This is a genomic window from Burkholderia sp. BCC0506 (genome assembly GCF_902833145.1).
Taxonomy (GTDB): Bacteria; Pseudomonadota; Gammaproteobacteria; order Burkholderiales; family Burkholderiaceae; genus Burkholderia.
This window is the reverse complement of sequence record NZ_CADFEN010000004.1, coordinates 538631-563842: the sequence shown is the minus strand read 5'-3', so window position 1 is coordinate 563842 and position 25212 is coordinate 538631. Positions and strand designations below refer to the sequence as shown.

The following is a 25212-nucleotide window of genomic DNA, read 5'->3' as shown; positions in this document are numbered from 1 at the left end:
GCCGCACACCTGTCATTCCATCTTCACTTTCGCCCCCCGACCTGTGGCGCTGCACGGGCGCGCTGACGCATGGCGTCAAGATCGCGCCCGGTTCGATCTTCTCGAATTCGGACCGCCTCGACGGCTATATCCGGCTCGCCTGCACGCGGGTATTCGATGCGGCGCACGAGGCAGCGTTCGGCACATTCGGCCGCCTCGTACGGGAAGCCATGGCGGCCGCGCAAGCGCGACGGCGGCAGCGGGCCGGATTTCCGAATACGCGAGTGCGCCGGCCGGACGCGGTACCGAAGCGGCAAGCCGCCGCCATTTCATCGGCCGACCGCGTGCGTGGCGAGGTGCTGGCGAATCAGCGACAGATAGCGATCGCCGACCGAGAAATCGCGTGCCACGCGCGGCCGGACGGCAGCCGGGCGCAGCGTGGCCGGCGCGCTCATGCCCAGATACCGGCACACGGCCGACGGAAAGGGCTTGCGCGTATGCCCGAGCTGACGCGCCGCGCGCTCGACGCGGGCATCGCCGACCTGGGCACGAAGCCACGCCAGCACTTGGCGATCGGTGTCGTTGACGATCCGGACCAGATGTTCCATCGCGCACCTCACTGTTCATAAATACAGTACTGTAAATATAACCAGTGTTTGCGGTAACCGCAAGCGGGCGCGCGTCGGCTGGCCGTTCGGCCAGGGTCAGCGCACCGGCGCGGCGGCGCGCGTGACCCGGGCCGCGGGGACGGCCGGGGCGGCGCTGCCCGTGTAGCGCGCGTCGGTCAGCGTGCCGAGGAACGCGACGATGTCGTCGATTTCCGCGTCCGTCAGCGCGGGCGGCGTCCCGGGCCGGCGGTTCATCGGCGTCGAGTTGACGTTGATGTTGCCGCGATAGGCGGCCGGCACGTCGTCGAACGTCTGGGCGCCGTGATACCAGAAGCCGGGATCGGTCGAGCGCGTGTTGTAGAACGCGACCGCGTCGCGCAGCGTCGTGAACACGCCGTTGTGCATGAACGTCTGCTTGACCGCGACGTTGCGCAGCCCCGGCGTGCGCAGGTAGCCGCACCATTGCGTCGGTTCGGGCCAGCGCAGCCGCCGTGCGGTGTCGCACAGCCCGTTGTCGAAATGGCGCGGATCGCGGTTCGCCGGCAATGCACGGTTGCGCGGCACCGCGATCGCGTCGTAGCCGAAATCGGTGAACAGCGAGCGCTCCGGGCGGCTCGACGTGTCCGACAGCGTATGGCAGGTCATGCAATTGCCCTTGTCCGGATTCCGGAACAGCGCGAGGCCGCGCATCTCGGCCGGCGCGAGCGGCTTGCGCGTGCGCAGGAACGCGTCGAAGCGCGACGTGAACGGTGCCATCTCGTCGCTCTGTAGATAGGCTTCGACGGCCGAGCCCAGCGCGCGCACCAGTTGCTCGGGGTCGCGCCGCACCGGCGCGCCGAAGCGCGCGGCGAGGTCGGTGGCGAGCTCGGTCGCGTCGACCTTGCGCAGCAGCGCGGCCAGCGACCGGTTGTTCATCTCGTTCGGATCGAACAGCGGCCCGCGAATCTGCTCGGCGAGCGTATCCGCGCGGCCGTCGCTGAAGAGTCCGCCGAACGGCGACGGCGCGGGCGCATCGTCATCCTGATAGAAGTGGCGGCGCGGCACGTAGCGTACATACAGCAGCGACGGCGCATTGCGCTGGCTGAAGCGCCCGGGGCGGCTACCTTCCGGCACGCCGGGCCCCGCGAGCGACGCGGCCGACAGCGTCGGCGCGAACGCGCGGCCCGGATCGTGGCAGCCGGCGCACGACATGCCGCGCGGCTCGGACAGCCGCGCGTCGAAGAAGATCCGGCGGCCGAGCGCGACGAGCGTCGGGTCGGGCGCGAAGCGCGCGGCGGCCGCGTCGATCTTGCTCGTCACCTGCGGTGTGCCGTTGCCGATCGTGTCGACGACGCGCGACGGCGGCGCGCCGGGAAGCAGGACCGTTTCGGTCGGCGCGGCATGGGCCGCGAGGGTCAGCGCGGCGAGGGCGACCGGGATTACACGCTGCAGCGTCTGCCGGCCGTGCACGCCGTGGCCGTCACATCGGACTGCGTCACTCACGGCGCGATGAACCCCGTCTTGTCGCAGGCGAGCGTCCTGCCGGACTGATTGCACGACGCCAGCAGCTTGCCGGCCGCCGAATACGCGCGGAACACCCAGCCCGTCGCCGGCGCGGCATTGCGCTCCATGATCAGGAAACCGAAGCTGTTGTTGTGCGACAGACGATCGATCACGGCGCCGGGAGCGGGCGTCAGGCCGGCCGGGAACGGGTCGGGCAGCGCGACGTCGAGGTTGTCGCCGCCGTTGCCGGACACGATCGTCGCCGGGTGTCCGGACGAGAAGTTGATCGCCTGGAAATCGTGCACGTGGCCGTGCAGCGCGACATGCACGCCCGGCGGGTAGTACGCCTGCGCGTTGAGGCTCGACATCACCGACTGCAACGCGAGGTTGCCCGGCGCCGGCGTGCTGCCGGCGATCGGCGCGAATGCAAGGATCGGATGATGGTTCGTGAAGATCGTCGTCGTCATGCCGGCCTTCGACGCGAGCGATGCGACCGTCTGGAACTGCTTCTGGTAGATGCCGAATTGCACGTCGGTCGTCTTGAGCGGCGTGCGGCCGACTTTCGCGGTGTCGAACACGATCACCTGCGAGCCGCCGCCGAGCGACACCGCATAGGGTTCCGAGTAGTTCGCGTTGTTGTCGTTGGCCGGATCGTCGCACGAGCGTGCGGCCGAATACGGGCGCGGGTCGAGGAAGCGGAACCAGCCCTGGCCCGCACGCGCGCATTCCTCGTGGTTGCCGCGCACGACGACCCACGGCGCCTTCGCGAGCAACGGCGCGGCCGGGCGGAACAGGTCGGCTTGCCACGTATCCCAGCCGTAGCCCCACGGGCTGTCCTTGCAGCCGGCGATGTCCGGCGGGCATGCGTTCTCGCGATAGTGGTAGTCGCCGACGTGCAGCACGAGATCGGGCGACAGCTTCGCGACGCTGGCCGCGATCGTGTCGAACGGCCAGACCGTGGCATCGTTGCACGCCTGCCACGCGTTGTCGGCCTTCTTCATCCGGCAGCCCGTGTCGGCGATGATCGCGATGCGCTGCGGCTGCGCTTTCGGCAGCGGCAGCGTGCGGCCCGCGACGCTCGCCGCCTGTGCGCCGGCCGGCAGCGTGGTTTCGCAGACGGACACCGGGAAGCTCGACGGTTTCGAATCGGCCGGGTCGCTGGCGGTCGGCCGCTGCGCGACGGTCGCGGCGCCGGCGCGCAACGCCATGCGCGACAGCTTGCCGTCGACGGCCAGTTGCGGGCACGTCGGATCGCCGGCCGACGCGGGCGTGTAGTTCGTGACGACGCGCGCGATCGCCTGGTTCGCATCGCCGATCTCGACCCATGCGGCCTGGACGTTGGCCGACGCGCTGGCCGGATCGTCCGGCGAATCGATGTGATTCGAGCACGCGGACAGCGCGGCGAGGGCAACCAGGGGAACGCAGCGCACGAGCAGCGCGCGCGAGAGGAATCGTCGCATGGGAGGGGCGGCACCGTAGGAAAGTCGTCAACGATACGCAGCACGAATGTAAGAAATGTGAAAACGGGCGCGGCACGGGCGCGCAGTGGCCGGCCTTGACTTCAAGCCGGCTTGAAGCGGCACAGTCCGGTTCGTCATCAACGAATCGGAAGGGGATCGACGATGGAAGCCAACCGGCCCAACGAAGTGCAATCGGCGCTATGGAACGGTCCGTCGGGGCGCGCGTGGGTCGATGCGCAGGCGCTGCTGGACCGGATGTTCGAGCCGTTCGAAACGCTGCTGGCGGATGCGGCGGCAGCGTCGTCCGCCACGCGCGTGCTCGATGTCGGCTGCGGCACGGGCGCGGTCACGCTCGCGATCGCGCGGCGGCTCGGCGCGAACGCGCAATGCACGGGTATCGACATTTCGGCGCGGATGATCGACGCCGCCCGGGCGCGTGTCGAACGCAGCGGGCTGCACGCCCGGTTCGTCTGCGCGGACGGGCAGACGCATGCGTTCGAGCCGGCGAGCGTCGACCTGATCGTGTCGCGTCTCGGCGTGATGTTCTTCGACGATCCGGTGCGGGCGTTCGCGAACCTGCGGCAGGCGGCGGAGCCGGGCGCGCAGATGCGGTTCGTCGCGTGGCGCGGCGCAGCCGACAACCCGTTCATGACGACGGCCGAGCGGGCGGCCGCGCCGCTGCTGCCGAACCTGCCCGTGCGGAAGCCCGGCGCCCCCGGGCAGTTCGCGTTCGGCGACCGGCAGCGGGTCGCGTCGGTGCTGTCGGACAGCGGCTGGGCCGACGTTGCGATCGAGCCGGTCGACCGGGCGTGCGTGCTGCCGGCGTCCGCGCTGGACGACTACCTTGCCCGGCTGGGCCCGGTCGGTCTGGCGTTGCCGGAGACGGACGAAGCGACGCGGCGGCGCGTGATCGACACGATGCGCGCGGCGTTCGAGCGCTACGTGCACGGTGCCGAGGTGCGTTTCGATGCGGCGTGCTGGCTCGTGACGGCGCGCGCGCCGTCCATATGACGGAGGGGGTGAAAGCCGCGAAAGCCGCGGAAGCGGATCTGCGAAGTCGTGGCCGCTCGTTGGCCATGCACGTCATCGTGCCCGCGTGACGAAACGGGGCCGCGCGCCCCGCGTGCGTCAGCGTTTGCGCGCGCGCAGCATCAGCCACGCGCAGCCACCGGCCGCCAGTGCAAGGCCGAGCAGGACGGCCTCGGCGCCGAGCGCGAAACCGGGCGGCATTTCGCCGCTGTTCGGCACCGGCGTCAGGTTGCCGCCCATCGCGACGGCGCCGCCGGCAAGCAGCGCCGCGCAGACGATCCAGTAGGCCTTGCCGCGCGGTGCCGCGGCGCGGATCCGCCACAGCGCGATGGCGGCGCCGCCGAGGTACAGCACGGCGAGCGTACCGAGCGCGATGACGTCGGCGGCGCGGCTTTGCAGCAGCCCGCTCATTCGGCCTCCGTCGCATGCCCCGGCGCCCGGCTCAGCAGGTGCGTGCGGGTGTCTGCCGCGAGCGACACGTAGCGCTCGTACTGGCGCAGCACGTCGGCGATCACTTCGTCGCCGCGCAGGTATTCGATGTCGTAGCCGAGCCGGCCGTCCTCGAAGAACGTGACGACGCCATGGACGTGCGCACGCGCCTCGTCCGGCCCGGCCGCCTCGCGCACGAGGAACGCGGCCGCGGATTTCGCGGTGACGCGCACGCCGTACACGAAATCGCGGTGTTCGGCGGTCGGCACGGTGAGCCGCACCGCATCGTCGCTGTCGCGCTGCACGTGCGCATCGACGCCGCTCGCGCGCAGCTCGTCGGCGACCTTGCGCAGCGCCGGTTCGACCGTTTCCGCGACGAACTGGCGCGCCTCGGCCTCGGTCGTCTGCCGCAGGATGTGCGTCAGGCGATGGCGCCAGTGCTGGCCGGTCCAGAAGCTCGTTGCGGGCGCAACGTCCTGCGAATAGTGCGCACGGTCGGCGGCGAGCCCGCGCCACAGCCCGTAGCAGAGCGCGAGCATGATGACGGCGACCGGCAGCGCGGCGATCAGCGTCATCGCCTGCAGCGCGCCGAGCCCGCCCGCGACGAGCAGCACCGCGGCCGTCACGCCGAGCAGCGCGGCCCAGAACAGCCGCTGCCAGACCGGCGAATGCGCGTTGCCGCGCGTCGCGATCTGGTCGATCACGAACGCGCCCGAATCGGCGGACGTGACGAAGAACACCGCGATCAGCACGATCGCGGCGATCGACAGCAGTTGCGGCAACGGCAGGAAATCGAAGAAGCGGAACAGCAGCGCATCGACGTTGGTCGCCGTCTGCGCGAGCGCGCCGGCCGCGCCGTGCGTATCGAGCCAGATCGCGCTGTTGCCGAACACGGTCATCCAGACGAGGTTGAACGCGGTCGGCACGAGCAGCACGCCGATCACGAACTGGCGGATCGTGCGGCCGCGCGAAATGCGCGCGATGAACATGCCGACGAACGGCGACCACGACACCCACCACGCCCAGTAGAGGATCGTCCAGCCGCCGAACCAGCCTTCCTCGCGCGGCGGCGCATACGCATAGGTGCGGAACGACAGGTCGACGAGGCTCGACAGGTACTGGCCGATGTTGTCGCCCAGCGCGCGCAGCAGGAAAGCCGTCGGCCCCGCGACGACCACGAAGGCGAGCAGCAGGAACGCGAGCAGCAGGTTCAGCTCGGACAGCCGGCGCACGCCCTTGTCGAGGCCGGTGGCGGCCGACACGCCCGCGAGGAGCACGACCAGCGCGACGAGCCCGATGCGGAACAGGTTGCTGCCCGTGTCCCACCCGGCGACCGTATGCAGGCCCGCGCTCAGTTGCATCACGCCGTAGCCGAGCGTCGTCGCGATGCCCGCGACCGTGCCGACCAGCGCGAACGCATCGACCGCGTGGCCGATCCAGCCGTTGATGCGCTCGCGCAGCACCGGATACAGCCCCGAGCGCAGCGTCAGCGGCAGGTTGTAGCGAAAGCCGAAGTACGCGAGCACGAGCCCCATCAACCCGTAGATCGCCCACGCGTGGAAGCCCCAGTGGAAGAAGGTCATCAGCATCGCCTCGCGTGCGGCGGCGGGCGTGCCGGGCGCGACGGTCGGCGGCTTCAGGAAGTGCTGCATCGGCTCGCCGACGCCGAAGTACATCAGGCCGATGCCCATGCCGGCCGCGAACAGCATGGCCGTCCACGACACGAAGCTGAATTCGGGTTCGGCATCGTCGGGGCCGAGCCGGATATTGCCGAAATCGCTCGCGGCAATCAGCACGAGAAACACGAGGAAGCCGGTGACGGCGAGCACGTAGAACCAGTCGAACCGTGCGACGACCCATTGCTGGCCGGCGGAGAACAGCGCGCCGGCTTCGCTCGGGTGCAGCGCGCACACGACGAGTAGCGCACCGATCACGGCGAGCGCGGGCAGGACGACCTGAGGCTTGAATGTCGTGCGGGGCGAGGGACGGGAATCCGGCATGGCGGGCATCCAGTTGTGGGCGCAACGAGGCGCGACGCCGCCCGGCACGCGTGTCGCGCGTCGGACCCTGATACGGCGTGCGTCGAGTGTACCGCGGTGTCAGGACTGCAAGAAGGGGGCATGCAGCAGGAATGAACCTGACGGATTGTAAGGTATCGGGGCGATCGGGAAAACCCGCGCGGTGCACGCGGCGGGCCGGCAAGGCGGGGAAAACGCAGCGACGAACGCGGATCGGGTACCCGGACGGCGCGCACGGCCTGCGCATCGTCCGGGGCCGGAGATGGCGCGCGGAAAGCGCCGTCGGGCGGGTTCAGAACGTGACGGCGATCCCGGCCATGCCGACGAACTGGCCGTGCGTCGTCGACGGCGTGAGCTGCTGCGAATCGCCGACGATCGGCGCCGCGTCGACGATGTGTCCGGCGCCTTGCGCGCCGAGCGTCTGCCCGCTCGAATGCGTGTACGCCTGCAGCGCGTAGAGCGTCGTGCGCTTCGACAGGCTGTACGACTCCTTCAGCGAGTACTGCTGATAGCGGGCCGCGCTCGCGACGCCGTTCGCCTTCGACGCAAGCGTGTACGCGAACGCGCCGGCCACCGAGAACGTCGGCGTGAAGCGATACGCGGCCAGCGCGCCGTAGGTGTTGAACACGGCCGTGTCGGTGAAGGCCGAGCCGTTGCCGGGCAGGTACTTCACGTTCGAATAGTTGAGCCCCATCGTCAGGTCGCCGAGCGTGTAGTTGCCGGCCGCCGCGACCTGCTCGACGGCCTTCGCGCTCAGGTAGCCCTGGTTCAGCACGGACACGGCGAAGCTGCCCGACGACGCGATGGCCGGGTTCTGGAAGCCCGCGGACGAGCCCGAGCTGTTGATCCGCAGGTAGCCGGCCGCGATCCCGATCGGCCCGTTCGCGTAGCGCAGCGCGGCGCTGAACGTGTTGCCCTTGCCGGTCGCGCCGGCAATGCCGCCGAATGCGTACATCGCGCTCGCGGTCAGCCCCGCGTAGGTCGGCGACGTGTAGGTGACCGAGTTGTTCACGCGGATCGTCGTGTCGAGGCCGTCGATGTCGCCCGGATGCGCGCCGGTGGCGCCGGTCAGCCAGCTGCTCGACGCGTACGGGCCGACGAACAGGAAGTAGGGCGTGTACTGGCGGCCGGCTGTCACCGTGCCGTAGCCGGCGTTGCGCAGGCCGACGAAAGCCTGGCGATTGAACAGCGTGCCGGCGGCGGCCTGCGCGCCCGTATTCAGGTTGAAGCCGGCCTGCAGGTCGAAGATCGCGTGCGTGCCGCCGCCGAGATCCTCGTCGCCGCGCAACCCGAACTTCGACGCGTACAGGTTGCCGTCGCGCATGTAGACGTTCGAGTGGCCCTGCTGGTTGTTCACGTACGCGAGCGAATCGTCGACGACGCCGTACAGCGTGACGCTGCTCTGCGCGTGCGCTGCGGTCGTGCCGAACGACGCGGCCGATAAAATCAGGATTGCATAGCGGTTGACGGGTGCTTTCATTGTCGATCTCCGGGTCTCTTCATCTTTTCAAGGGGGCGGGAGGTGGGCTGCCTCCTCTGTGGCAGGCGGCGGGCCGCGCGAACGGCCCGCCTGATCGGTCTGCTTCAGTCGCAGCGGTTCAGCGGTCGAACGCGACGACGAGGCGGCGCCATGCGCCGTCCTGCGCGTCCTGCTCGACACGCGCGCCGCGCACGGCAATCGCGCCTTGCAGCGACGCGGGCAGCAGGATCTCGACGCGCTCGGCCGGGCGTGCCGGGCGGCCGTCCCAGCGGATCGACACGCCGAGCACGCCCGACGCCTCGCGGCCGGTCTCGATGCGCCAGAGTCCGTATTCGCCGTCGCGCCATGCTTCCGTCTCGCCGTCGTCCTCGATGCATTCGCCGTACGCGACGCCATCCTCGAGGCGCGGTGCGACCAGGAAGCCGCGGGTATCGGCGCGCGCACCGAAATGCTGTTCGGCGACGTTCAGCGGCAGCACGCGGCCTTCGCGCAGCAGCATCACCGGCGTGTCGAGCGGCGCGGGCAGCGTCACGCTCGCGCTGCCGTCGAACGATTGCGCGCTCGCGCAGCACGTCCAGCGCGCGCCCGACGGCAGGTACACCGTGCGCGCCGTCTGGCCGGGCTCGACGACCGGCGCGACCAGCAGCGCGTCGCCGAGCATCATGTCGTCGCATGCGTCGTAGCAGCGCGCATCGCCGGGGAAATCGGCCAGGGTCGGTCGCAGCACGGGCTCGTAGCGCGTCGTCGACAGCCACAGCAGGTGATAGAGGTACGGCAGCAGCCGATAGCGCTGCTTGATCAGCGACGCGATCTGCGCGGTGATCTCCGGGTACATCCACGGCTCGTTGACGGTGCCGTCGTCGTTCCACGAATGGATGCTGAAGCGCGGCATGAAGATGCCGAACTGCACCCAGCGCAGCAGCAATTCGGGCGACGGCGCGGGGCCGGAGAAGCCGCCGATGTCGTGGCCGATGTTCGACACGCCCGACAGCGCGAGCCCGAGGCCCATCTTCAGGTTGTAGCGCAGCGTTTCCCACGACGTGGTGTTGTCGCCCGACCACGTCTGCACGTAGCGCTGCATGCCCGCGCCGCCGGAGCGCGACACGAGAAACGGCCGCCGAGCCGGCGCATGCGCGCGCTGCGCGTCGCGCGACGCGCGCATCATCAGCATCGTCTGCAGCACCTTCGCCTCGCGCGCCGGGAACGGCTGGCCGAAGCCGTGCGCGATCGCGTCGGGCGACCAGATCTCGTATTCGTTGTTGTCGTTCCAGGTCGACTCGATCCCGTATTCCAGCAGCGCCGACGTGACCTGCTCGCGCCACCAGCGGTACGCGTCCGGCTGCGTGAAGTCGATGTACGCGCCGACTTCGTCCCAGAACTGCACCCATGCGGGCTCGCCCGACGCGGCACGGATCAGCAGCCCGCGCCGCGCGGCCTCGTCGAAGGCCGGATGGTCGCGCAGCAGGCACGGCTTGATGTTCGCGCACAGGCGGATGCCGTGGGCGCGGTAGTGCCGCACGAAGCCCTTCGCATCGGGAAACTTGTCGCGGTTCCAGTTGAACACGTAGCGCTTCGCGCCGATCGACGTATAGCCCGACGACAGATGGAACGAATCGCACAGGATGTCGTGCGCGTCGCACTGCTCGACGAACCGGTTCATCTGCCGCTGCGCGTCCGGCGCATCGGTGTAGCTCATCGTCGAGCCCGAATAGCCGAGCCCCCATTTCGGCGTGCGCGCGGGGCGCCCGGTCAGCCACGTGAAGCGCCGTGCGGCCGCGAGCGGCGTATCGGGCGACGCGATGAAGTAGTAGTCGAGATCGCCGTGCTCGGCGACGAAATAGCGATAGAGCCCGTGGTAGTTGTCGAGCTCGCGGCCCATGTCGAATGAGCAGTCCGACAGCGTGTCGTAGAACAGCCCGAACCCCTGGCACGCATCGGGCGACCACGTGATGTAGAACGGGATGTGCTTGTACAGCGGGTCGGTGTGCTTCGCGCTGTAGCCCATCGCGTCGATGTTGCGCATCTCGAAGCGCGCGCCCGTGCGGTCGAGTTCGCCTGCGCGTTCGCCGAGGCCGAACACCTTGTCGCCGCGCTCGCGGGCGACGTAGTGATACGCGCGATCGTCCCACCAGCCGAAGTTGTACGCCTGCGTCGCGCGGTCGGCGAGCGCGACGCGCCATGTGCCGTCCGCGCCGCGCATCGACCACGTGCAATGGCCGCCTTGCCGGCGCACCGTGAGCCGGATCCGCGCGGTTTCGATGCGCACGCCGCCGTCGTCCTCGGCGAATGCGTAGTGGGGGAGCGCGAAGCCGCTCAGGTCGAGGCGGTCGCGCCCGTCGAGCGGCACGTCGTCGAGACCGGGCGCGATCGTCCACGTGCGCGGGTTGCGCGCCGTCGCGTCGGGCAGCACGCGCACCCGCACGATGTCGTCCTCGAGCACGAAGATTTCCAGAGTGGCGCCCGTATCGGACGCGAGCAGCACGCGGTTCGCGTGGTGGCTGGCGACGCGGAACACGGGCGGATGAAGGAGCGAAGTCATGAATGCGATTCCTGGTGAAAACGGATGTCAGGCGTGCTGCGCGAGCAGGCGTTCCTGCTTCGACTGGCCGCGGATCAGCACCGCGAGCAGCGTGACGCCGACGATGTCGAACAGGCCGAGGCACGCGAACAGCGGCGCATAGCCGATCTTGTCGGCAAGCGCGCCGACCAGCAGCGAGAAGCCGAGGCCGCCGATCCACGCGGCCATCCCGGCGAAGCCGCTGGCGGTGCCGACTTCCTCGGGATCGAACACGTCGGCCGACAGCGTGTTGACGAGCGCGGAGATCATCTGGTGCGCGAAGCCGCCGACGCAGAACAGTGCGATCGCGGCGTACGGCGACGACACGAGCCCGATCATCGCGGGGCCGAGCATCAGCACCGCGCCGAGCGCGACGCCGGCGACGCGCGACCACACGAGCGGCAGTTTGAAACGATTCGCGAGATACGGCGACAGGTAGCCGCCCGCGATGCCGCCGAGGTCGGCCGCGAGAAACGGCATCCACGCGAATACCGCGATCTGCGTGAGCGGCATGTGGCGCTCCGTCGCGAGGTACAGCGGAATCCAGAAGCTGAAGGTCTGCCATGCGGGTTCCGCGAAAAAGCGCGGCAGCGCGATCGCCCAGAAGCGCCGCGCGGTGACGACGTCGCGAATGCGGCGCTTCGACACGGGCGGCATCGTGGCCTGGCCTTCGCGGATCAGCGTGCGCTCCCGCGGCGTGATGCGCGGATGGTCGGCCGGCGAGCGGTACTGCGTGTACCAGAGCGCGGCCCAGACGAAGCCGAGCGCGCCGGTGACCATGAACGCGGCCTGCCAGCCGAATCGCATCGAGATGAACACGACGAGCGGCGGCGCGATCGCGGCGCCGAGCGACGTGCCCGCGTTGAAGTAGCCGACCGCGACGGATTTCTCGCGATCGGGAAACCATTCGGCGACGGCCTTCATCCCCGACGGAATCGCGGCCGCCTCGAACAGGCCGAGCAAGCCGCGCAGGATGCCGAGCGACAGCCAGCCCGACGCGAAGCCGTGCGCGACGCCGACCACCGACCACAGCATCGCGAACAGCGCGAACCCGAGCCGCAGCCCGATCAGGTCGACGATGAACCCGCATACCGGCTGCATGATCGTGTAGCCGATCTGGAACGCGCCGACGATGTACGAGTATTGCTGCGTCGAGATCGCGAATACCTGCTTGAGCTCGGGCGCGAGCACCGCGAGGGAATTCCGTGCGAGGTAGTTGAGGATCGTGCCGAGACACACGAGCACGATGATCCACCAGCGCAACGCCTTGACTGTCTTCACTGCTGTCTCCTGTCAGGGAGGGCGGGCGCACGGCGCCTGCCCGGTCCGTGAAGGCCATCCGTCCGGGATGGCTCGTTTCGTTTTATTCGTACGATGTCCGATCTTGATATGCGCCGGTTTGGCCACGCGATATCGAAATGACGGTGTTCGAGCGAACATTTCGTCGTCATCGAGCTGCAATGTTATCTGACGACTGATCATTTTCGAACATCCTATGTTCGAATGCGAATCCGGTCAACGGGAATCTGCATTCGAACGAACGTACTCGGGGTTTTCCCGGTGAACGGGTGCCGGCGCGCGAGCGGTCGCGCAGGGCGGTCGCCCGGCAAAGGCCCGCGGGAAGGGCCGGGTGCTCGTCCGGGCGGTCGGCGGACGCCGGATCGGGCGTGACAACCCTGATGAAAATTTATTTCTTTTCGGAAAGCGGATTGTGTAAATTCATTTTCATCGAACCTTGCAACGACCCTTCGCATGACGCCTCTCGTTCCGCACGATGCCAGCCACGACGAACCCGCGATCGCCGAGCGGATCGCGTCGGCAATGCCGTTGCTGACGCCGATTCACCGGCGCATGGGCGAATTCGTGCTGGCGAACCCGTTTCGCGCGGCGACGATGCGGATCGACGAGCTCGCGCAGGCCGTGAATGCGTCGATCGCGACCGCGAACCGCTTCGCGAAGGCGCTCGGTTTCGACGGCTATCCGGCGATGCGCGCGGCGCTCGTGCGCGGCTTCGAGGCCACGCTTGGGCCGGTCGAACGGCTGCGTTCCGCGCAGGAGCACGAGTCCGGCGTACGCGGCGCGGCCTGGATCGACGCGGTGTTCGACCAGGCTGCCGCCAACATCGAGAACACGCGTGCGCAACTGGATGCGGCCGACGTCGAGGCGGCGGTCGAGGCGATCGTCGGCGCGCGGCGCGTGCTGATTCTCGGCGCCGGGTCGAGCGCGTTCCTCGCCGGGCTGATGGAGCACGGGCTGTCGGTGTGCCACGACAACGTGCAATCGCTCGCGCTGCTGGGCGGCCCGTCGCATGCGGCACGGCGCCTGTACACGGCCGACGCGCGCGATCTCGTGATCGCGCTCGCGTGTCCGCGCTACGTGAAGGACACGATCGAACTGGCCCGTCGCGCGGCGGCGCGCGGCGCGCGCGTGCTCGGCATCACCGACGGCCCGCAATCGCCGCTCGCGCCGATCGCGTGGATGAACCTGTACGTGAAGGCCGAGCGGCGTTTCGCGGCCACCTCGGAAGCCGCCGTGCTCACGATGATCGAGGCGCTGATCGATGCGGTCGCGCTGCGCACGCACCGGTCCGCGAAATCCGCCGCCGAGATGACCGAATTCCTGCTGCCGTGGCTCGTGCAGCCGCAAGCGGCTTTGCCGGCCGCCAACCCTTCTTCCCCTCGTCCGAAAAAATCATGACCTCACCCGCGATCGTCGCGATTCACGGCGGCGCAGGCACGATCCTGCGCGAAGCGATGGATACCGACACCGAACGCCGGTACCGCGCCGAACTCACCGCGATCCTGCAGGCCGCGCAACAGGTGCTGACCGATGGCGGCAGCGCGCTCGACGCCGTCACCGTCGCGGTGCGGATGCTCGAGGATTGCCCGCTGTTCAACGCCGGGCGCGGCGCCGTCTATACGGCCGAAGGCACGCACGAACTCGACGCGGCGGTCATGGACGGCGCGACGCTCGGCGCCGGCGCGATCTGCTGCGCGACCCGCGTGCGCAATCCGGTGCTCGCCGCGCGACGCGTGATGGAGGCGAGCGAGCACGTGCTGTTCGCCGGCGCGGGCGCCGATGCGTTCGCGGCCGCGCAGGGGCTCGAGCTCGCGGAGCCCGGCTACTTCGACACCGAATCGCGGCATGCGCAGTGGCTGAAGGCGCGCGCGGCGGCCGGCGCGATGCTCGATCACGATGCGGCGACGTTCGTGTTCGGCCAGTCGCAGCCGCAGCCGCAGCCGGCAGAGCCGCTCGATCCGGACCGCAAGCACGGCACGGTGGGCGCGGTCGCGTGCGACCTGAACGGCCACATCGCGGCGGCGACGTCGACGGGCGGCATCACGAACAAGCAGCCGGGGCGCGTCGGCGATTCGCCGATCATCGGCGCCGGCTGCTATGCGGACGACGCGACCTGCGCGGTCTCGTCGACGGGCACCGGCGAGATGTTCATCCGGCTCGCGACGGCCTACGACGTCGCCGCGCAGATCGCGTATCGCGGCGCGTCGCTCGCCGACGCCGCGCACGACGTCGTGATGAACAAGCTGCCGCGCCTGGCGGGCCGCGGCGGGATCATCGCGGTCGACGCGCAGGGCAACGTCGCGATGCCGTTCAACACCGAAGGGATGTACCGCGGCTACGCGCGCGTCGGTGAAGCGCCGGTCGTCGGCATCTACCGCGACGACGCGGCCTGATTCCGGATCGCACGAGGAGATACGTCATGACTTCGAGCCGTAACCCGTCGACCCTGGTGCTGCCCGAGCAGCGCGTGGTCGCCGTCGACGACCTGTCGGTCACGTTCCGCCGCGAAAACGCGACGTTCGACGCGGTGCGCAACGTGTCGTTTCACGTCGATCGCGGCGAGACGCTCGCGATCGTCGGCGAATCGGGCTCCGGAAAATCGATCACGTCGCTTGCGTTGATGCGGCTCGTCGAGCACGGCGGCGGCGAGATCACGAGCGGCCGGATCGCGTTCCGGCGCCGCGGCGGCGCGCTCGTCGATCTCGCGCAGGCCAGTGCCGCGACGATGCGCGGCATCCGCGGCGCGGACATCGCGATGATCTTCCAGGAGCCGATGACGTCGCTGAACCCGGTGTTCACCGTCGGCGACCAGATCAGCGAGGCGATCGCGCTGCACCAGTCGAAGAGTGCGGCCGACGCGCGCGCGGAAGCGCTGCGGCTGCTCGACCTCGTGCGCATCCCGGAAGCGCGCCGCGTGTTCGCCCGCTATCCGCACCAGCTGTCGGGCGGGATGCGGCAGCGCGTGATGATCGCGATGGCGCTGTCGTGCCGGCCCGCGCTGCTGATCGCCGACGAGCCGACGACCGCGCTCGACGTGACGATCCAGGCGCAGATCCTGCAACTCGTGCGCGGGCTGCAGGACGAAATGAACATGGGCGTGATCTTCATCACGCACGACATGGGCGTGGTGGCCGAAGTCGCCGACCGCGTGCTCGTGATGTATCGCGGCGAGAAGGTCGAGGAGGGCGAATCGGACCGCATCTTCGCGACGCCCGCGCATCGCTACACGCGGGCGCTGCTCGCGGCCGTGCCGCGGCTCGGCTCGATGCAGGGCACCGACGTACCCGAGAAATTCCCGCTGCTGAAGGTGGACGGCACGAGCGCGGCGGCGCCGACCACGGCATCCGTCGCGAACGACGCGTCGCAGCCGGCCATCGATCACGCCGCGCCGCCGATCCTGCGCGTGCGCGATCTCGTCACGCGCTTTCCGGTGAAGACCGGCGTGTTCGGCCGCGTGTCGCAATACGTGCATGCGGTGGAGCGCGTGAGCTTCGAGTTGCGCGCGGGCGAGACGCTCGCGCTCGTCGGCGAATCGGGCTGCGGCAAGTCGACCACCGGCCGCTCGCTGTTGCGCCTCGTCGAATCGCAAAGCGGTTCGATCGAATTCGACGGCCGCGACATCAGCGCGCTGAAGGGCGCGGACCTGCAGGCGCTGCGCCGCAACATCCAGTTCATCTTCCAGGACCCGTTCGCGTCGCTGAACCCGCGCCTGACCGTCGGTTTCTCGATCATGGAGCCGCTGCTCGTGCACGGCGTCGCGAGCGGCAGCGACGCGCAGGCGCGCGTCGACTGGCTGCTCGACAAGGTTGGCCTGCCGCCGGAGGCCGCACGCCGCTATCCGCACGAGTTCTCCGGCGGCCAGCGCCAGCGGATCGCGATCGCGCGTGCGCTCGCGCTGAACCCGAAGGTCGTGATCGCCGACGAATCGGTGTCGGCGCTCGACGTGTCGGTGCAGGCGCAGATCGTCAACCTGATGCTCGACCTGCAGCGCGAGCTGGGCGTCGCATACCTGTTCATCTCGCACGACATGGCGGTGGTCGAGCGCGTGAGCCATCGCGTCGCGGTGATGTATCTCGGCCAGATCGTCGAGATCGGCCCGCGCCGCGCGGTGTTCGAGGCGCCGCAGCATCCGTACACGAAGAAGCTGATGAGCGCGGTGCCGGTGGCCGACCCGGCGCGCCGGCACGCGCCGCGTCAACTCGCGGCGGACGAGATTCCGAGCCCGATCCGCGCGGTCGGCGACGAGCCGGTCGTCGCGCCGCTCGTCGCGGTCGGCCCTGATCATTACGTCGCGACGCATCGCGTCGGCGGCGCGTATTGAGTAGTGGGAGTCGCGCGCCGTGATGACGGCATGCGAACCAGCAGGCAGTCGAAACCGAAACGCCCGTGAGGCGTCACCGATTCACCGATAGGAGCCCAGCAAAATGATCCAGCAGCATCCGTTTCCGATGTTTCGTCCGCGCGCATGCCTCGTCGCGCTCGCCGGCGCGTTCGCGCTGTCGGCCGCGCTGCCCGCGTACGCGCAGCAGACCGCGGTGATGGCGGTGGATTCGACCTTCACGACGATGGACCCGTACGACGCGAACGACACGGTGTCGCAGGCCGTCGTCAAGTCGTTCTACCAGGGGCTGTTCGGCTTCGACAAGGACATGAAGCTCGTCAACGTGCTCGCGACCGGCTATGAAGCCAGCCCCGACGCGAAGACGTACACGATCAAGCTGCGCTCGGGCGTGAAGTTCCACGACGGCACCGATTTCAACGCGGCGGCCGTGAAGGCGAACTTCGACCGCGTGACCGATCCCGCGAACCACCTGAAGCGCTACAACATGTTCCGCGTGATCGAGAAGACCGAGGCCGTCGATCCGACCACGGTGAAGGTCACGCTGCGCGAGCCGTTCTCGGCGTTCATCAACACGCTCGCGCACCCGTCGGCCGTGATGATCTCGCCGGCCGCGCTGAAGAAGTGGGGCCGCGACATCGCGCTGCATCCGGTCGGCACCGGGCCGTTCGAGTTCGTCGAGTGGAAGCAGACCGACGACCTGAAGGTGAAGAAGTTCGCCGGCTACTGGAAGAAGGGCTACCCGAAGATCGACGCGATCGACTGGAAGCCGGTGGTCGACAACAACACGCGCGCGGCGCTGATGAAGACGGGCGAGGCCGATTTCGCGTTCCGCATTCCGTTCGAGCAGGCGGCCGACCTGAAGAGCAATCCTAAGGTCGACGTCGTCGAGCGCCCGTCGATCGTGCAGCGCTACGTGTCGCTGAACATGCTGCAGAAACCGTTCGACAACCCGAAGGTGCGCCAGGCGCTGAACTACGCGGTGAACAAGGAAGCGCTCGCGAAGGTCGCGTTCTCCGGCTTTGCGACGCCGTCGACCGGCGTGGTGCCGCAGGGCGTCGACTACGCGACGAAGCTCGGGCCCTGGCCGTACGACCCGGCGAAGGCGCGGGCGCTGCTGAAGGAAGCCGGCTATCCGAACGGCTTCGAGACGACGCTGTGGTCCGCCTATAACAACTCGACGTCGCAGAAGGCGATCCAGTTCGTGCAGCAGCAGCTCGCGCAGGTCGGCGTGAAGGTGCAGGTGCAGGCGCTGGAAGCCGGCGAGCGCGTCGCGAAGGTCGAGAGCGCGCCGGATCCGGCGAAGGCGCCGGTGCGGATGTACTACATCGGCTGGTCGTCGTCGACGGGCGAGGCGAACTGGGCGATCACGCCGCTGCTGGCCGGCGCGTCGGCGCCGCCGAAGCTCGTCAACACCGCGTACTACAAGAACGACACGGTGGACGGCGACCTGACGAAGGCGCTCGAGACGGTCGACCGCACGCAGAAGGCCGAGCTGTACGCCGATGCGCAGAAGCAGATCTGGGCCGACGCGCCGTGGATCTTCCTCGTGCAGGAGAAGATCGTGTATGCGCGCAGCAAGCGGCTGCAGGGCGCGTACGTGATGCCGGACGGCTCGTTCAACTTCGACGAGATCTCGCTGAAATGACGGCGGTTCGCCCGCCATGCGGCGCCGGCGGCGCGAGCTGCCGGTGCGCTGATTCGATCGGTGTCCCATGCTGAATTTCCTCGTCAAACGCCTGTTCGGCCTGCTGCCCACGCTCGCGATCGTCGCGGTGCTGGTGTTCCTGTTCGTGCACCTGCTGCCGGGCGACCCGGCGCGGCTCGCGGCCGGCCCCGAAGCCGACGACGCGACGGTCGCGCTCGTGCGCGCCGATCTCGGGCTCGACCGGCCGCTGCCCGCGCAGTTCGCGAACTTCTTCGCGAAGATCGCGCACGGCGATTTCGGCATCTCGACGCGCAGCAAGCGGCCGGTGTCGACCGAGATCGGCGAACGCTTCATGCCGACGCTGCTGCTCACGCTCGTCAGCATGGTGTGGTCGACGCTGTTCGGCATGGCGATCGGGATCGCGTCGGCGGTCTGGCGCAATCGCTGGCCCGACCGTCTCGGGATGACGCTCGCGGTATCGGGCATCTCGTTTCCCGCGTTCGCGCTCGGCATGCTGCTGATGGAAGTCTTCTCGGTGAAGCTCGGCTGGCTGCCGGTCGTCCCGGACGGCTCGTGGAAGAGCTACGTGCTGCCGTCGCTGACGCTCGGCGCCGCGGTCGCGGCCGTGATGGCGCGCTTCACGCGTGCGTCGTTCGTCGAGGTGCTGAACGAGGACTTCGTGCGCACCGCGCGCGCGAAGGGCGTGCACGAGCCGATGGTCGTGCTCAAGCACTGCCTGCGCAACGCGATGATCCCGGTCGTCACGATGATGGGGCTGCAGTTCGGCTTCCTGCTCGGCGGCTCGATCGTCGTCGAGGTCGTGTTCAACTGGCCGGGGCTCGGGCGCCTGCTCGTCGATGCGGTGACGATGCGCGACTACCCGGTGATCCAGGCGATCGTGCTGCTGTTCTCGCTGGAATTCATCCTGATCAACCTGACCGTCGACGTGCTGTACGCGGTCATCAACCCGACCATCCGGTTCAAGTGAGGCGCGCATGAACGCGACTGTCCAGCCCGCGGCGCCGGCCGCACCGACCGCGATCCGCACGCCGTGGCGCGAATTCTGGCGCAAGTTCCGCAAGCAGACCGTCGCGCTCGTCGCGGGCGGCTTCGTGCTCGCGCTCGTCGTGCTGGCGTTCGTCGGCCCGCACGTCGTGCCGTTCGATCCGGAGAACTATTTCGACTACGACGCGCTGAACGCGGGGCCGTCGGCCGTGCACTGGTTCGGCGTCGATTCGCTCGGCCGCGACATCTTCAGCCGGATCGTCGCGGGCACGCGCATCTCGCTCGCGGCCGGCTTCTTCTCGGTGGCGCTCGGCGCGGTGGTCGGCACCTTCTTCGGGCTGCTCGCCGGCTATTACGAAGGCTGGTGGGACCGCATCACGATGCGCATCGCCGACGTGCTGTTCGCGTTCCCCGGCATCCTGCTCGCGATCGGCGTGGTCGCGATCCTCGGCAACGGGATGGTGAACGTGATCTGCGCGGTCGCGATCTTCAGCATCCCGGCTTTCGCGCGGCTCGTGCGCGGTAACACATTGATGCTCAAGCACATGACCTACGTCGAGGCCGCGCGCAGCATCGGCGCGTCCGACTGGACGATCATCATGCGGCACATCCTGCCGGGCACCGTGTCGTCGGTCGTCGTCTACTTCACGATGCGCATCGGCACGTCGATCATCACCGCCGCGAGCCTGTCGTTCCTCGGGCTCGGCGCGCAGCCGCCGACGCCGGAGTGGGGCGCGATGCTCAACGAGGCGCGTGCGGACATGGTGACGGCGCCGCACATCGCGGTGTTCCCGAGTCTCGCGATCTTCCTGACCGTGCTCGCGTTCAATCTGCTCGGCGACGGGCTGCGCGACGCGCTCGACCCGAAACTGGAGCGTCGTTGATGCGGGCTGCACCGATGTGGACGGCGACGCTGCCGGCCGGGCCGCGCGGCACGATCGCCGACGTGCCGGGCGTGACGGTCGGCCATTGCACGCTCGATGCCGGCGGGGTGCAGACGGGCGTGACCGTCGTGAAGCCGCATCCGGGCGACGTGTACCGCAGCAAGGTGCCGGCGGGCGCGGCCGTGATCAACGGTTTCGGCAAGAGCGTCGGGCTCGTGCAGGTCGACGAACTCGGCACGCTCGATACGCCGATCGCGCTGACCAATACGTTCGGCGTCGGCGCGGTCGCACAGGCGCAGATCCGCGCGGCGATCGCGGCGAATCCGCGGATCGGCCGCGACTGGTCGACCGTCAATCCACTCGTGTTCGAGTGCAACGACGGTTACCTGAACGATATCCAGGCGTTCGCGGTCACCGCCGCGCACTATGAAGACGCGTGCCGGACGGCGTCGCGCGACGTCGTGCGCGGCGCGGTGGGCGCCGGGCGCGGGATGTCGTGCTTCGACCTGAAGGGCGGGATCGGTTCCGCGTCGCGCGTGGCCGTCGCGGCCGGCCGGCCCTATACGGTCGGCGCGCTCGTGCTCGCGAATTTCGGCCGGCTGCCGATGCTCACGCTCGGCGGCGTGCCGCTCGGGCGCATCGTCGCGCAACGGCGCGCGGCCGAAGCGGCCCACGCGGCGCCGCCCGAGCAGGGTTCGATCATCCTGCTGCTGGCCACCGATGCGCCGCTCGACGCACGGCAGTTGTCGCGGCTCGCGCGCCGCGCGGGGGCGGGGCTCGCCCGCACGGGTTCCGTCTACGGGCACGGCAGCGGCGACATCGCGCTCGCTTTTTCGACCGCCTATACGATCGCGCACGATGCATCGACGATCGCGCTGCCGGCCCTCGTGGCCGATGCGGCGCTCGATCCGCTGTTCATGGCCGCGGCCGAAAGCGTCGAGCACGCGATCGCCGATGCATTGCTGCAGGCGGTGACGGTGGCCGGCCGCGACGGACACGTGCGGCAATCGCTGCGCGACGCGGTGCCCGATCTCGACCGGCTGTTCCACGAAAACAACGAAGGACGTTCGACCCAGTCATGAAGATCCTGATCTCGACCGACATCGAGGGTGTCGCCGGCGTATTCGCGACCGAGCAGACGCGCGCCGGCAATCCGGAATACGAACGCGCGCGCCGCTGGATGACCGCCGAGGCGAACGCGGCGATCGAAGGCGCGTTCGCGGGCGGTGCGCAGGCCGTCTGGGTCAACGATTCGCATGGCGGCTATCGCAACCTGCTGCCCGACGGGCTCGATGCGCGGACGCGCGTCGTGCTCGGCAAGCCGCGCACGCTCGGGATGATGGCGGGCCTCGAACAGCGGCCCGATCTCGTGTTCATGATCGGCTATCACGCGAAATCGCAGACGCGCGGCGTGCTCGCGCACACGATCAACAGCTTTGCGTTCACGCAGGTCTGGCTGAACGGCGTCGAGCTCGGCGAAGCCGGGCTGTACGGTGCGCTGGCGCGCGAATACGGCGCGCATGTCGCGCTCGCGACCGGCGACGACGTATTCGCCGAGGAAACGCAGCCGCTGTTTCCGGACGCGCGTTTCGAGACGGTCAAGACGGCCGGCGGAGCATCGAGCGGCGACACGCTCACGCCGTCCGCGTCGTGCGCGCGGATCGCGACCGCGGCGCGCGAAACGGTTGCACGGGCGCTGTCGTCCGGCCGGCGCGCGCTCGCCCATCGGCCCGCGCCGGCCGCTTGCACGCTGCGTGTGCAGACCGCCGCGCTCGCCGACCTGTTCTGCGTGCTGCCGTCGCTCGAGCGCGTCGATGCGGTGACGCTGCGTTTCGACGGGCCGTCGGTCGAGCACGTGGTGCGCACGCTGAACAGCCTGTCGGCGATGGCGTTCATGCTGCGGTGATGCGTGCCGCGACGATACCGCCGGCGCGCGCATACGGTCGGGCGCGATGGCGGCGGCCTCGTCGATCGTGTAGGGGCCGCGTGCGACGCGCATACGGCCGTAACGTCGGCAGTCCATGAATACATCGCTGACGTGCTCGCGCGACGGCCACGCTTCGAGCGGTTCGAACGTGCGGGCGTCGCCGAACCGGCCGTGCGACACCAGAACGGGGGTGGGGCGTTCCCCACGCGATGAAACATATTCGGCATGTCCGCTCCGACGAGGTTGCCGATCGGGCAATCTGGCCAATCGGCCGATCTGGCCGGCGGGTGTGGCGGCCGCGAGGTCGCGCAAACGGTGGGGCGGATCGTGGATCGTTCGAAGGCGACCCGCCTTCGATATCGGGTCATTGATGATGGAATTCGGGCCGTGAGAAATACGCTGCTAGATCCCTACGAACACATTCCCCGGAGCGTGGTCGTGCTCGCCAACGACTTTGCGGCGGGCACGACGTTTCCGGATCACGCGCACGTGCGCGGGCAGTTTGCGTTCGCGTCGCGCGGCACGATCAGCGTGTCGACGCCGTACGGACGCTGGCTGGTGCCGCCGCAGCGCGCGTGCTGGGTGCCGGCCGGCGTGCGGCACGAGATGACGATGACCGGGCCGGTCACGATGCTCAACGTGTTCGTGTCCGGCGACGCCGCGCAGGCGGCCGGGCTGCCCGCCCAGTGCGGCGTGTATGGCGTGTCGCCGTTGCTGCGGCAACTGCTCGACGATGCGGTCGACCTGCCGGCGATGTACGACGTCGACGGCCGCGCGGGCAAGCTGATGGATCTGCTGGTCGCGGAAATCGCGACGATGCCGCGTCTGTCGCTGCATGCGCCGCTGCCGGTCGATGCACGGCTGGCGAAGGTGTGCCGGCACCTGTTCGCGGCGCCGTCGATCGACGCCGATCTCGACCGGGTCGCGGCCGACGCAGGCGTGAGCCGCCGCACGTTCACGCGGCAGTTCCGCGCACAGACCGGCGTGAGTTTTGCCGCGTGGCGCCAGCAGGTGTGCATGCTCGCGGCGATTGCCCGCCTGACCGACGGGCAGCCGGTGACGCGCGTGGCGCTCGATCTCGGCTACGCGAGCGCGAGTGCGTTCACGTCGGCGTTTCGCCGCATTCTGGGCGACACGCCGAGCCGCTATCTGGAGATTCGTCGCTAGACGCCGGGATCCGGCGCAGGCTCCGCCCGCTGGACCGGGGCGTCAAAAAATACGCGTCCGCCAACTTCGGCCAGACGCGTTCAAAGGCACTCTGTCGGAAAAAATGCACGGGCCGGCCTGTCGGGCAGCGTCGCGCATGGCGGATGTCATTATTTCTTCATTCGATTCAATTCTGCCGATTCGTCGCAGATAGCCAAGCATACGCCGCATAACGCGCAAACGATATCGTGTCGGCCCGACGATTGATGTGCTGCCGCAGCATGCGTGTCGCCGGCGTGTTCGATATCGGGGCGGGAAGCCGATGACGACGGGCGTCCGCAACCACCGCGCGTCGCGATGCGGCGCACCATCGATTGATCGTGACGGAACGCCCAAAACGCCGTGTGGCGCGATGCCTGTCGGTATCGCGCCACACGGCGATGCGGTTGCACACGGCGCACGGAGCCGGCAAGCGCCGGCGCGTGCGTCAAACGTCGAAGAACACGGTTTCTTCCGGGCCCTGCATGCGGATGTCGAAGCGGTAGACGACCGGGCGGCCCGGCTGCGCGTCGCGTTTTGCGACGAGTGTCGCGCGGCGCTCGGCGGGCACCGCGTTCAGCACGGGGTCGACCGCGTTCGCGGCGGCTTCGTCGTCGAAGTACACGCGCGTGAACGCATGGGTGAGGATGCCGCGCATCATCACGGTCACGTTGATGTGCGGCGCCTCGTCGGCGGCGAGGCGGCCCGGCTTCACCGTCTCGACGACGAAGCGCTGCTGCGGGTCGGTGCCCGTGCCGACCCGCGCGAAGCCCGTGAAGCCGGATTTCGCGATATCGTCGCGCGACGCGGGATAGCGGCCCGCGGCATCCACCTGCGTGAATTCGAGCACTGCGTCGCCGACCACGTTGCCGTCGCCGTCGAACACCTGCCCGACCAGCAGCACGTGCTCGCCGTCGGCGTGCGCGGCGGCGATCGTCGGCGTGAACAGGCTCTTCAGGTCGTAGTCGTATTGCTGCGGGCACAGGCCGTACGCGAAGTACGGGCCGACCGTCTGCGAAGGGGTTTGCTTCAGCGTCGTCATGGTTCAGCGCTCCATCGGGGTGGCGTCGCGGCCGCGCAGCACGATGTCGAATTCGTAGCCGAGCGCATAGCCTTCTTCGGTGATGTCCATCGAGAAGCGCGAGATCAGCCGGTCGCGCGCTTCTTCCGGCGTGCCCTGGAAGATCGGGTCGTACGCGAGCAGCGGATCGCCGGGGAAGTACATCTGCGTGACGAGGCGCGAGCCGAAGTAATCGCCGAACAGCGAGAAGTGGATGTGATTCGGGCGCCACGCGTTCGGATGGTTGCCCCACGGATACGCGCCGGGCTTGATCGTCAGGAAGCGATAGCGGCCTTCGTCGTCGGTCAGGCAGCGGCCCGCGCCGAGGAAGTTCGGGTCGAGCGGTGCATCGTGCTGGTCGACCTTGTGCACGTAGCGGCCGGCCGCGTTGGCCTGCCACACCTCGACGAGCGTGTTGCGCACGGGCTTGCCGCCTTCGTCGAGCACGCGGCCGGTGACGACGATGCGCTCGCCGAGCGGCTCGCCGTTCTTCACGGCGTTCTTCGTCAGGTCGTGGTCGAGCGCGCCGAGATCTTCCGCGCCATAGACGGGCGCGTACTGGTCGCGCAGCTTCTCCTTCAGCGGGATCAGCGGGCGGGTCGGGCCACGCTTCACGGACGAACGGTACTCGGGGTGGATGTAGGCCGGATGCGACGGCCAGTCGCGCGGCGTGAGGATCGTGGGGGAATCCATCGGGCGTCTCCTGATAGGTATTTCGCGAAGTGGATGGCACGACTTTAGCCAATCCGGAAAGTTATGCAAAATGACCTTTTTTCGCGAATCGCATAACCGATCGTTATGCCCGTCGCGACAATGAAAATTC

At 68.9% G+C, this 25212-nt stretch carries 20 protein-coding genes and 1 pseudogene; 11 read left to right on the top strand and 10 right to left on the bottom strand.

Annotated elements, in window-relative coordinates; genetic code table 11:
- Window positions 1-59: 59 nt before the first annotated feature.
- Window positions 60-221: pseudogene (locus HWX62_RS33075) on the top strand (PLP-dependent aminotransferase family protein); the annotation flags it as partial.
- An 87-nt stretch (window positions 222-308) separates the two neighbouring features.
- Here the strand turns inward: HWX62_RS33075 and HWX62_RS12425 are convergent.
- From HWX62_RS12425 to HWX62_RS12415, 3 genes are all read right to left on the bottom strand, one after another.
- Window positions 309-587, bottom strand: coding sequence for a hypothetical protein (locus HWX62_RS12425; RefSeq protein WP_175928287.1), 279 nt, complete (start codon window positions 585-587; stop codon window positions 309-311).
- Between the two features lie 96 nt (window positions 588-683).
- Window positions 684-2069 carry a cytochrome c peroxidase gene (locus HWX62_RS12420; RefSeq protein WP_175928288.1) on the bottom strand — a complete coding sequence of 462 codons (1386 nt, stop codon included), beginning with the start codon at window positions 2067-2069 and terminating at the stop codon, window positions 684-686.
- Window positions 2066-3529 (bottom strand): metallophosphoesterase, encoded by a 1464-nt coding sequence (locus HWX62_RS12415; protein ID WP_175928289.1) that lies wholly within the window; start codon window positions 3527-3529, stop codon window positions 2066-2068. The genes HWX62_RS12420 and HWX62_RS12415 overlap by 4 nt, the downstream gene beginning before the upstream one ends.
- A gap of 162 nt (window positions 3530-3691) precedes the next feature.
- Here HWX62_RS12415 and HWX62_RS12410 point away from each other — a divergent pair, with 162 nt between their 5' ends.
- Complete coding sequence (locus HWX62_RS12410) at window positions 3692-4540, top strand: class I SAM-dependent methyltransferase (protein ID WP_175928290.1); 849 nt, start codon at window positions 3692-3694, stop codon at window positions 4538-4540.
- A gap of 117 nt (window positions 4541-4657) precedes the next feature.
- Here the strand turns inward: HWX62_RS12410 and HWX62_RS12405 are convergent, their stop codons facing one another.
- From HWX62_RS12405 to HWX62_RS12385, 5 genes are all read right to left on the bottom strand, one after another.
- The gene (locus HWX62_RS12405; RefSeq protein WP_175928291.1) at window positions 4658-4969 is read right to left on the bottom strand and encodes a hypothetical protein; all 312 of its coding nucleotides are present in this window, start codon (window positions 4967-4969) and stop codon (window positions 4658-4660) included.
- Window positions 4966-6987, bottom strand: coding sequence for a BCCT family transporter (locus HWX62_RS12400; RefSeq protein WP_175985145.1), 2022 nt, complete (start codon window positions 6985-6987; stop codon window positions 4966-4968). The genes HWX62_RS12405 and HWX62_RS12400 overlap by 4 nt, the downstream gene beginning before the upstream one ends.
- Window positions 6988-7297: 310 nt before the next feature.
- The gene (locus HWX62_RS12395) at window positions 7298-8485 is read right to left on the bottom strand and encodes a porin (protein WP_175928293.1); all 1188 of its coding nucleotides are present in this window, start codon (window positions 8483-8485) and stop codon (window positions 7298-7300) included.
- Between the two features lie 118 nt (window positions 8486-8603).
- Entirely contained in the window at window positions 8604-11024 is a 2421-nt protein-coding gene (locus HWX62_RS12390) for a glycoside hydrolase family 31 protein (protein ID WP_175928294.1), read from the bottom strand.
- 27 nt (window positions 11025-11051) lie between these two features.
- Window positions 11052-12323, bottom strand: coding sequence for an MFS transporter (locus HWX62_RS12385; RefSeq protein WP_175928295.1), 1272 nt, complete (start codon window positions 12321-12323; stop codon window positions 11052-11054).
- A 471-nt stretch (window positions 12324-12794) separates the two neighbouring features.
- Between HWX62_RS12385 and HWX62_RS12380 the strand changes: the two genes are divergently transcribed.
- The 9 genes from HWX62_RS12380 to HWX62_RS12340 all read left to right on the top strand — a co-directional run bounded on the left by HWX62_RS12380 (window position 12795) and on the right by HWX62_RS12340 (window position 23311).
- Window positions 12795-13739, top strand: coding sequence for a MurR/RpiR family transcriptional regulator (locus HWX62_RS12380; protein WP_175928296.1), 945 nt, complete (start codon window positions 12795-12797; stop codon window positions 13737-13739).
- The gene (locus tag HWX62_RS12375; RefSeq protein ID WP_175928297.1) at window positions 13736-14734 is read left to right on the top strand and encodes an isoaspartyl peptidase/L-asparaginase; all 999 of its coding nucleotides are present in this window, start codon (window positions 13736-13738) and stop codon (window positions 14732-14734) included. Before HWX62_RS12380 ends, HWX62_RS12375 begins: the two co-directional genes overlap by 4 nt.
- A gap of 26 nt (window positions 14735-14760) precedes the next feature.
- Entirely contained in the window at window positions 14761-16662 is a 1902-nt protein-coding gene (locus tag HWX62_RS12370; protein WP_175928298.1) for a dipeptide ABC transporter ATP-binding protein, read from the top strand.
- A 103-nt stretch (window positions 16663-16765) separates the two neighbouring features.
- Window positions 16766-18328, top strand: coding sequence for a glutathione ABC transporter substrate-binding protein GsiB (gene gsiB / locus HWX62_RS12365; protein ID WP_175928299.1), 1563 nt, complete (start codon window positions 16766-16768; stop codon window positions 18326-18328).
- 67 nt (window positions 18329-18395) lie between these two features.
- Window positions 18396-19316, top strand: coding sequence for a glutathione ABC transporter permease GsiC (gsiC, locus tag HWX62_RS12360; protein ID WP_175928300.1), 921 nt, complete (start codon window positions 18396-18398; stop codon window positions 19314-19316).
- Between the two features lie 7 nt (window positions 19317-19323).
- Complete coding sequence (gene gsiD / locus HWX62_RS12355; RefSeq protein ID WP_175928301.1) at window positions 19324-20217, top strand: glutathione ABC transporter permease GsiD; 894 nt, start codon at window positions 19324-19326, stop codon at window positions 20215-20217.
- Window positions 20217-21299, top strand: a complete 1083-nt coding sequence (locus HWX62_RS12350; protein WP_175928302.1) for a P1 family peptidase — start codon at window positions 20217-20219, stop codon at window positions 21297-21299. Before gsiD ends, HWX62_RS12350 begins: the two co-directional genes overlap by 1 nt.
- Window positions 21296-22123, top strand: coding sequence for a M55 family metallopeptidase (locus HWX62_RS12345; RefSeq protein WP_175928303.1), 828 nt, complete (start codon window positions 21296-21298; stop codon window positions 22121-22123). The genes HWX62_RS12350 and HWX62_RS12345 overlap by 4 nt, the downstream gene beginning before the upstream one ends.
- Before the next feature lie 408 nt (window positions 22124-22531).
- The gene (locus HWX62_RS12340) at window positions 22532-23311 is read left to right on the top strand and encodes a helix-turn-helix transcriptional regulator (RefSeq protein WP_175928304.1); all 780 of its coding nucleotides are present in this window, start codon (window positions 22532-22534) and stop codon (window positions 23309-23311) included.
- A 466-nt stretch (window positions 23312-23777) separates the two neighbouring features.
- Here HWX62_RS12340 and pcaG read toward each other — a convergent pair whose 3' ends face one another.
- Window positions 23778-24371: a protocatechuate 3,4-dioxygenase subunit alpha gene (gene pcaG / locus HWX62_RS12335; protein WP_175928305.1), complete on the bottom strand. Its 594-nt coding sequence runs from the start codon at window positions 24369-24371 to the stop codon at window positions 23778-23780.
- Between the two features lie 3 nt (window positions 24372-24374).
- On the bottom strand, window positions 24375-25082 hold the full coding sequence (pcaH, locus tag HWX62_RS12330; RefSeq protein WP_175928306.1) for a protocatechuate 3,4-dioxygenase subunit beta: 708 nt from the start codon (window positions 25080-25082) through the stop codon (window positions 24375-24377).
- Window positions 25083-25212: the final 130 nt, after the last annotated feature.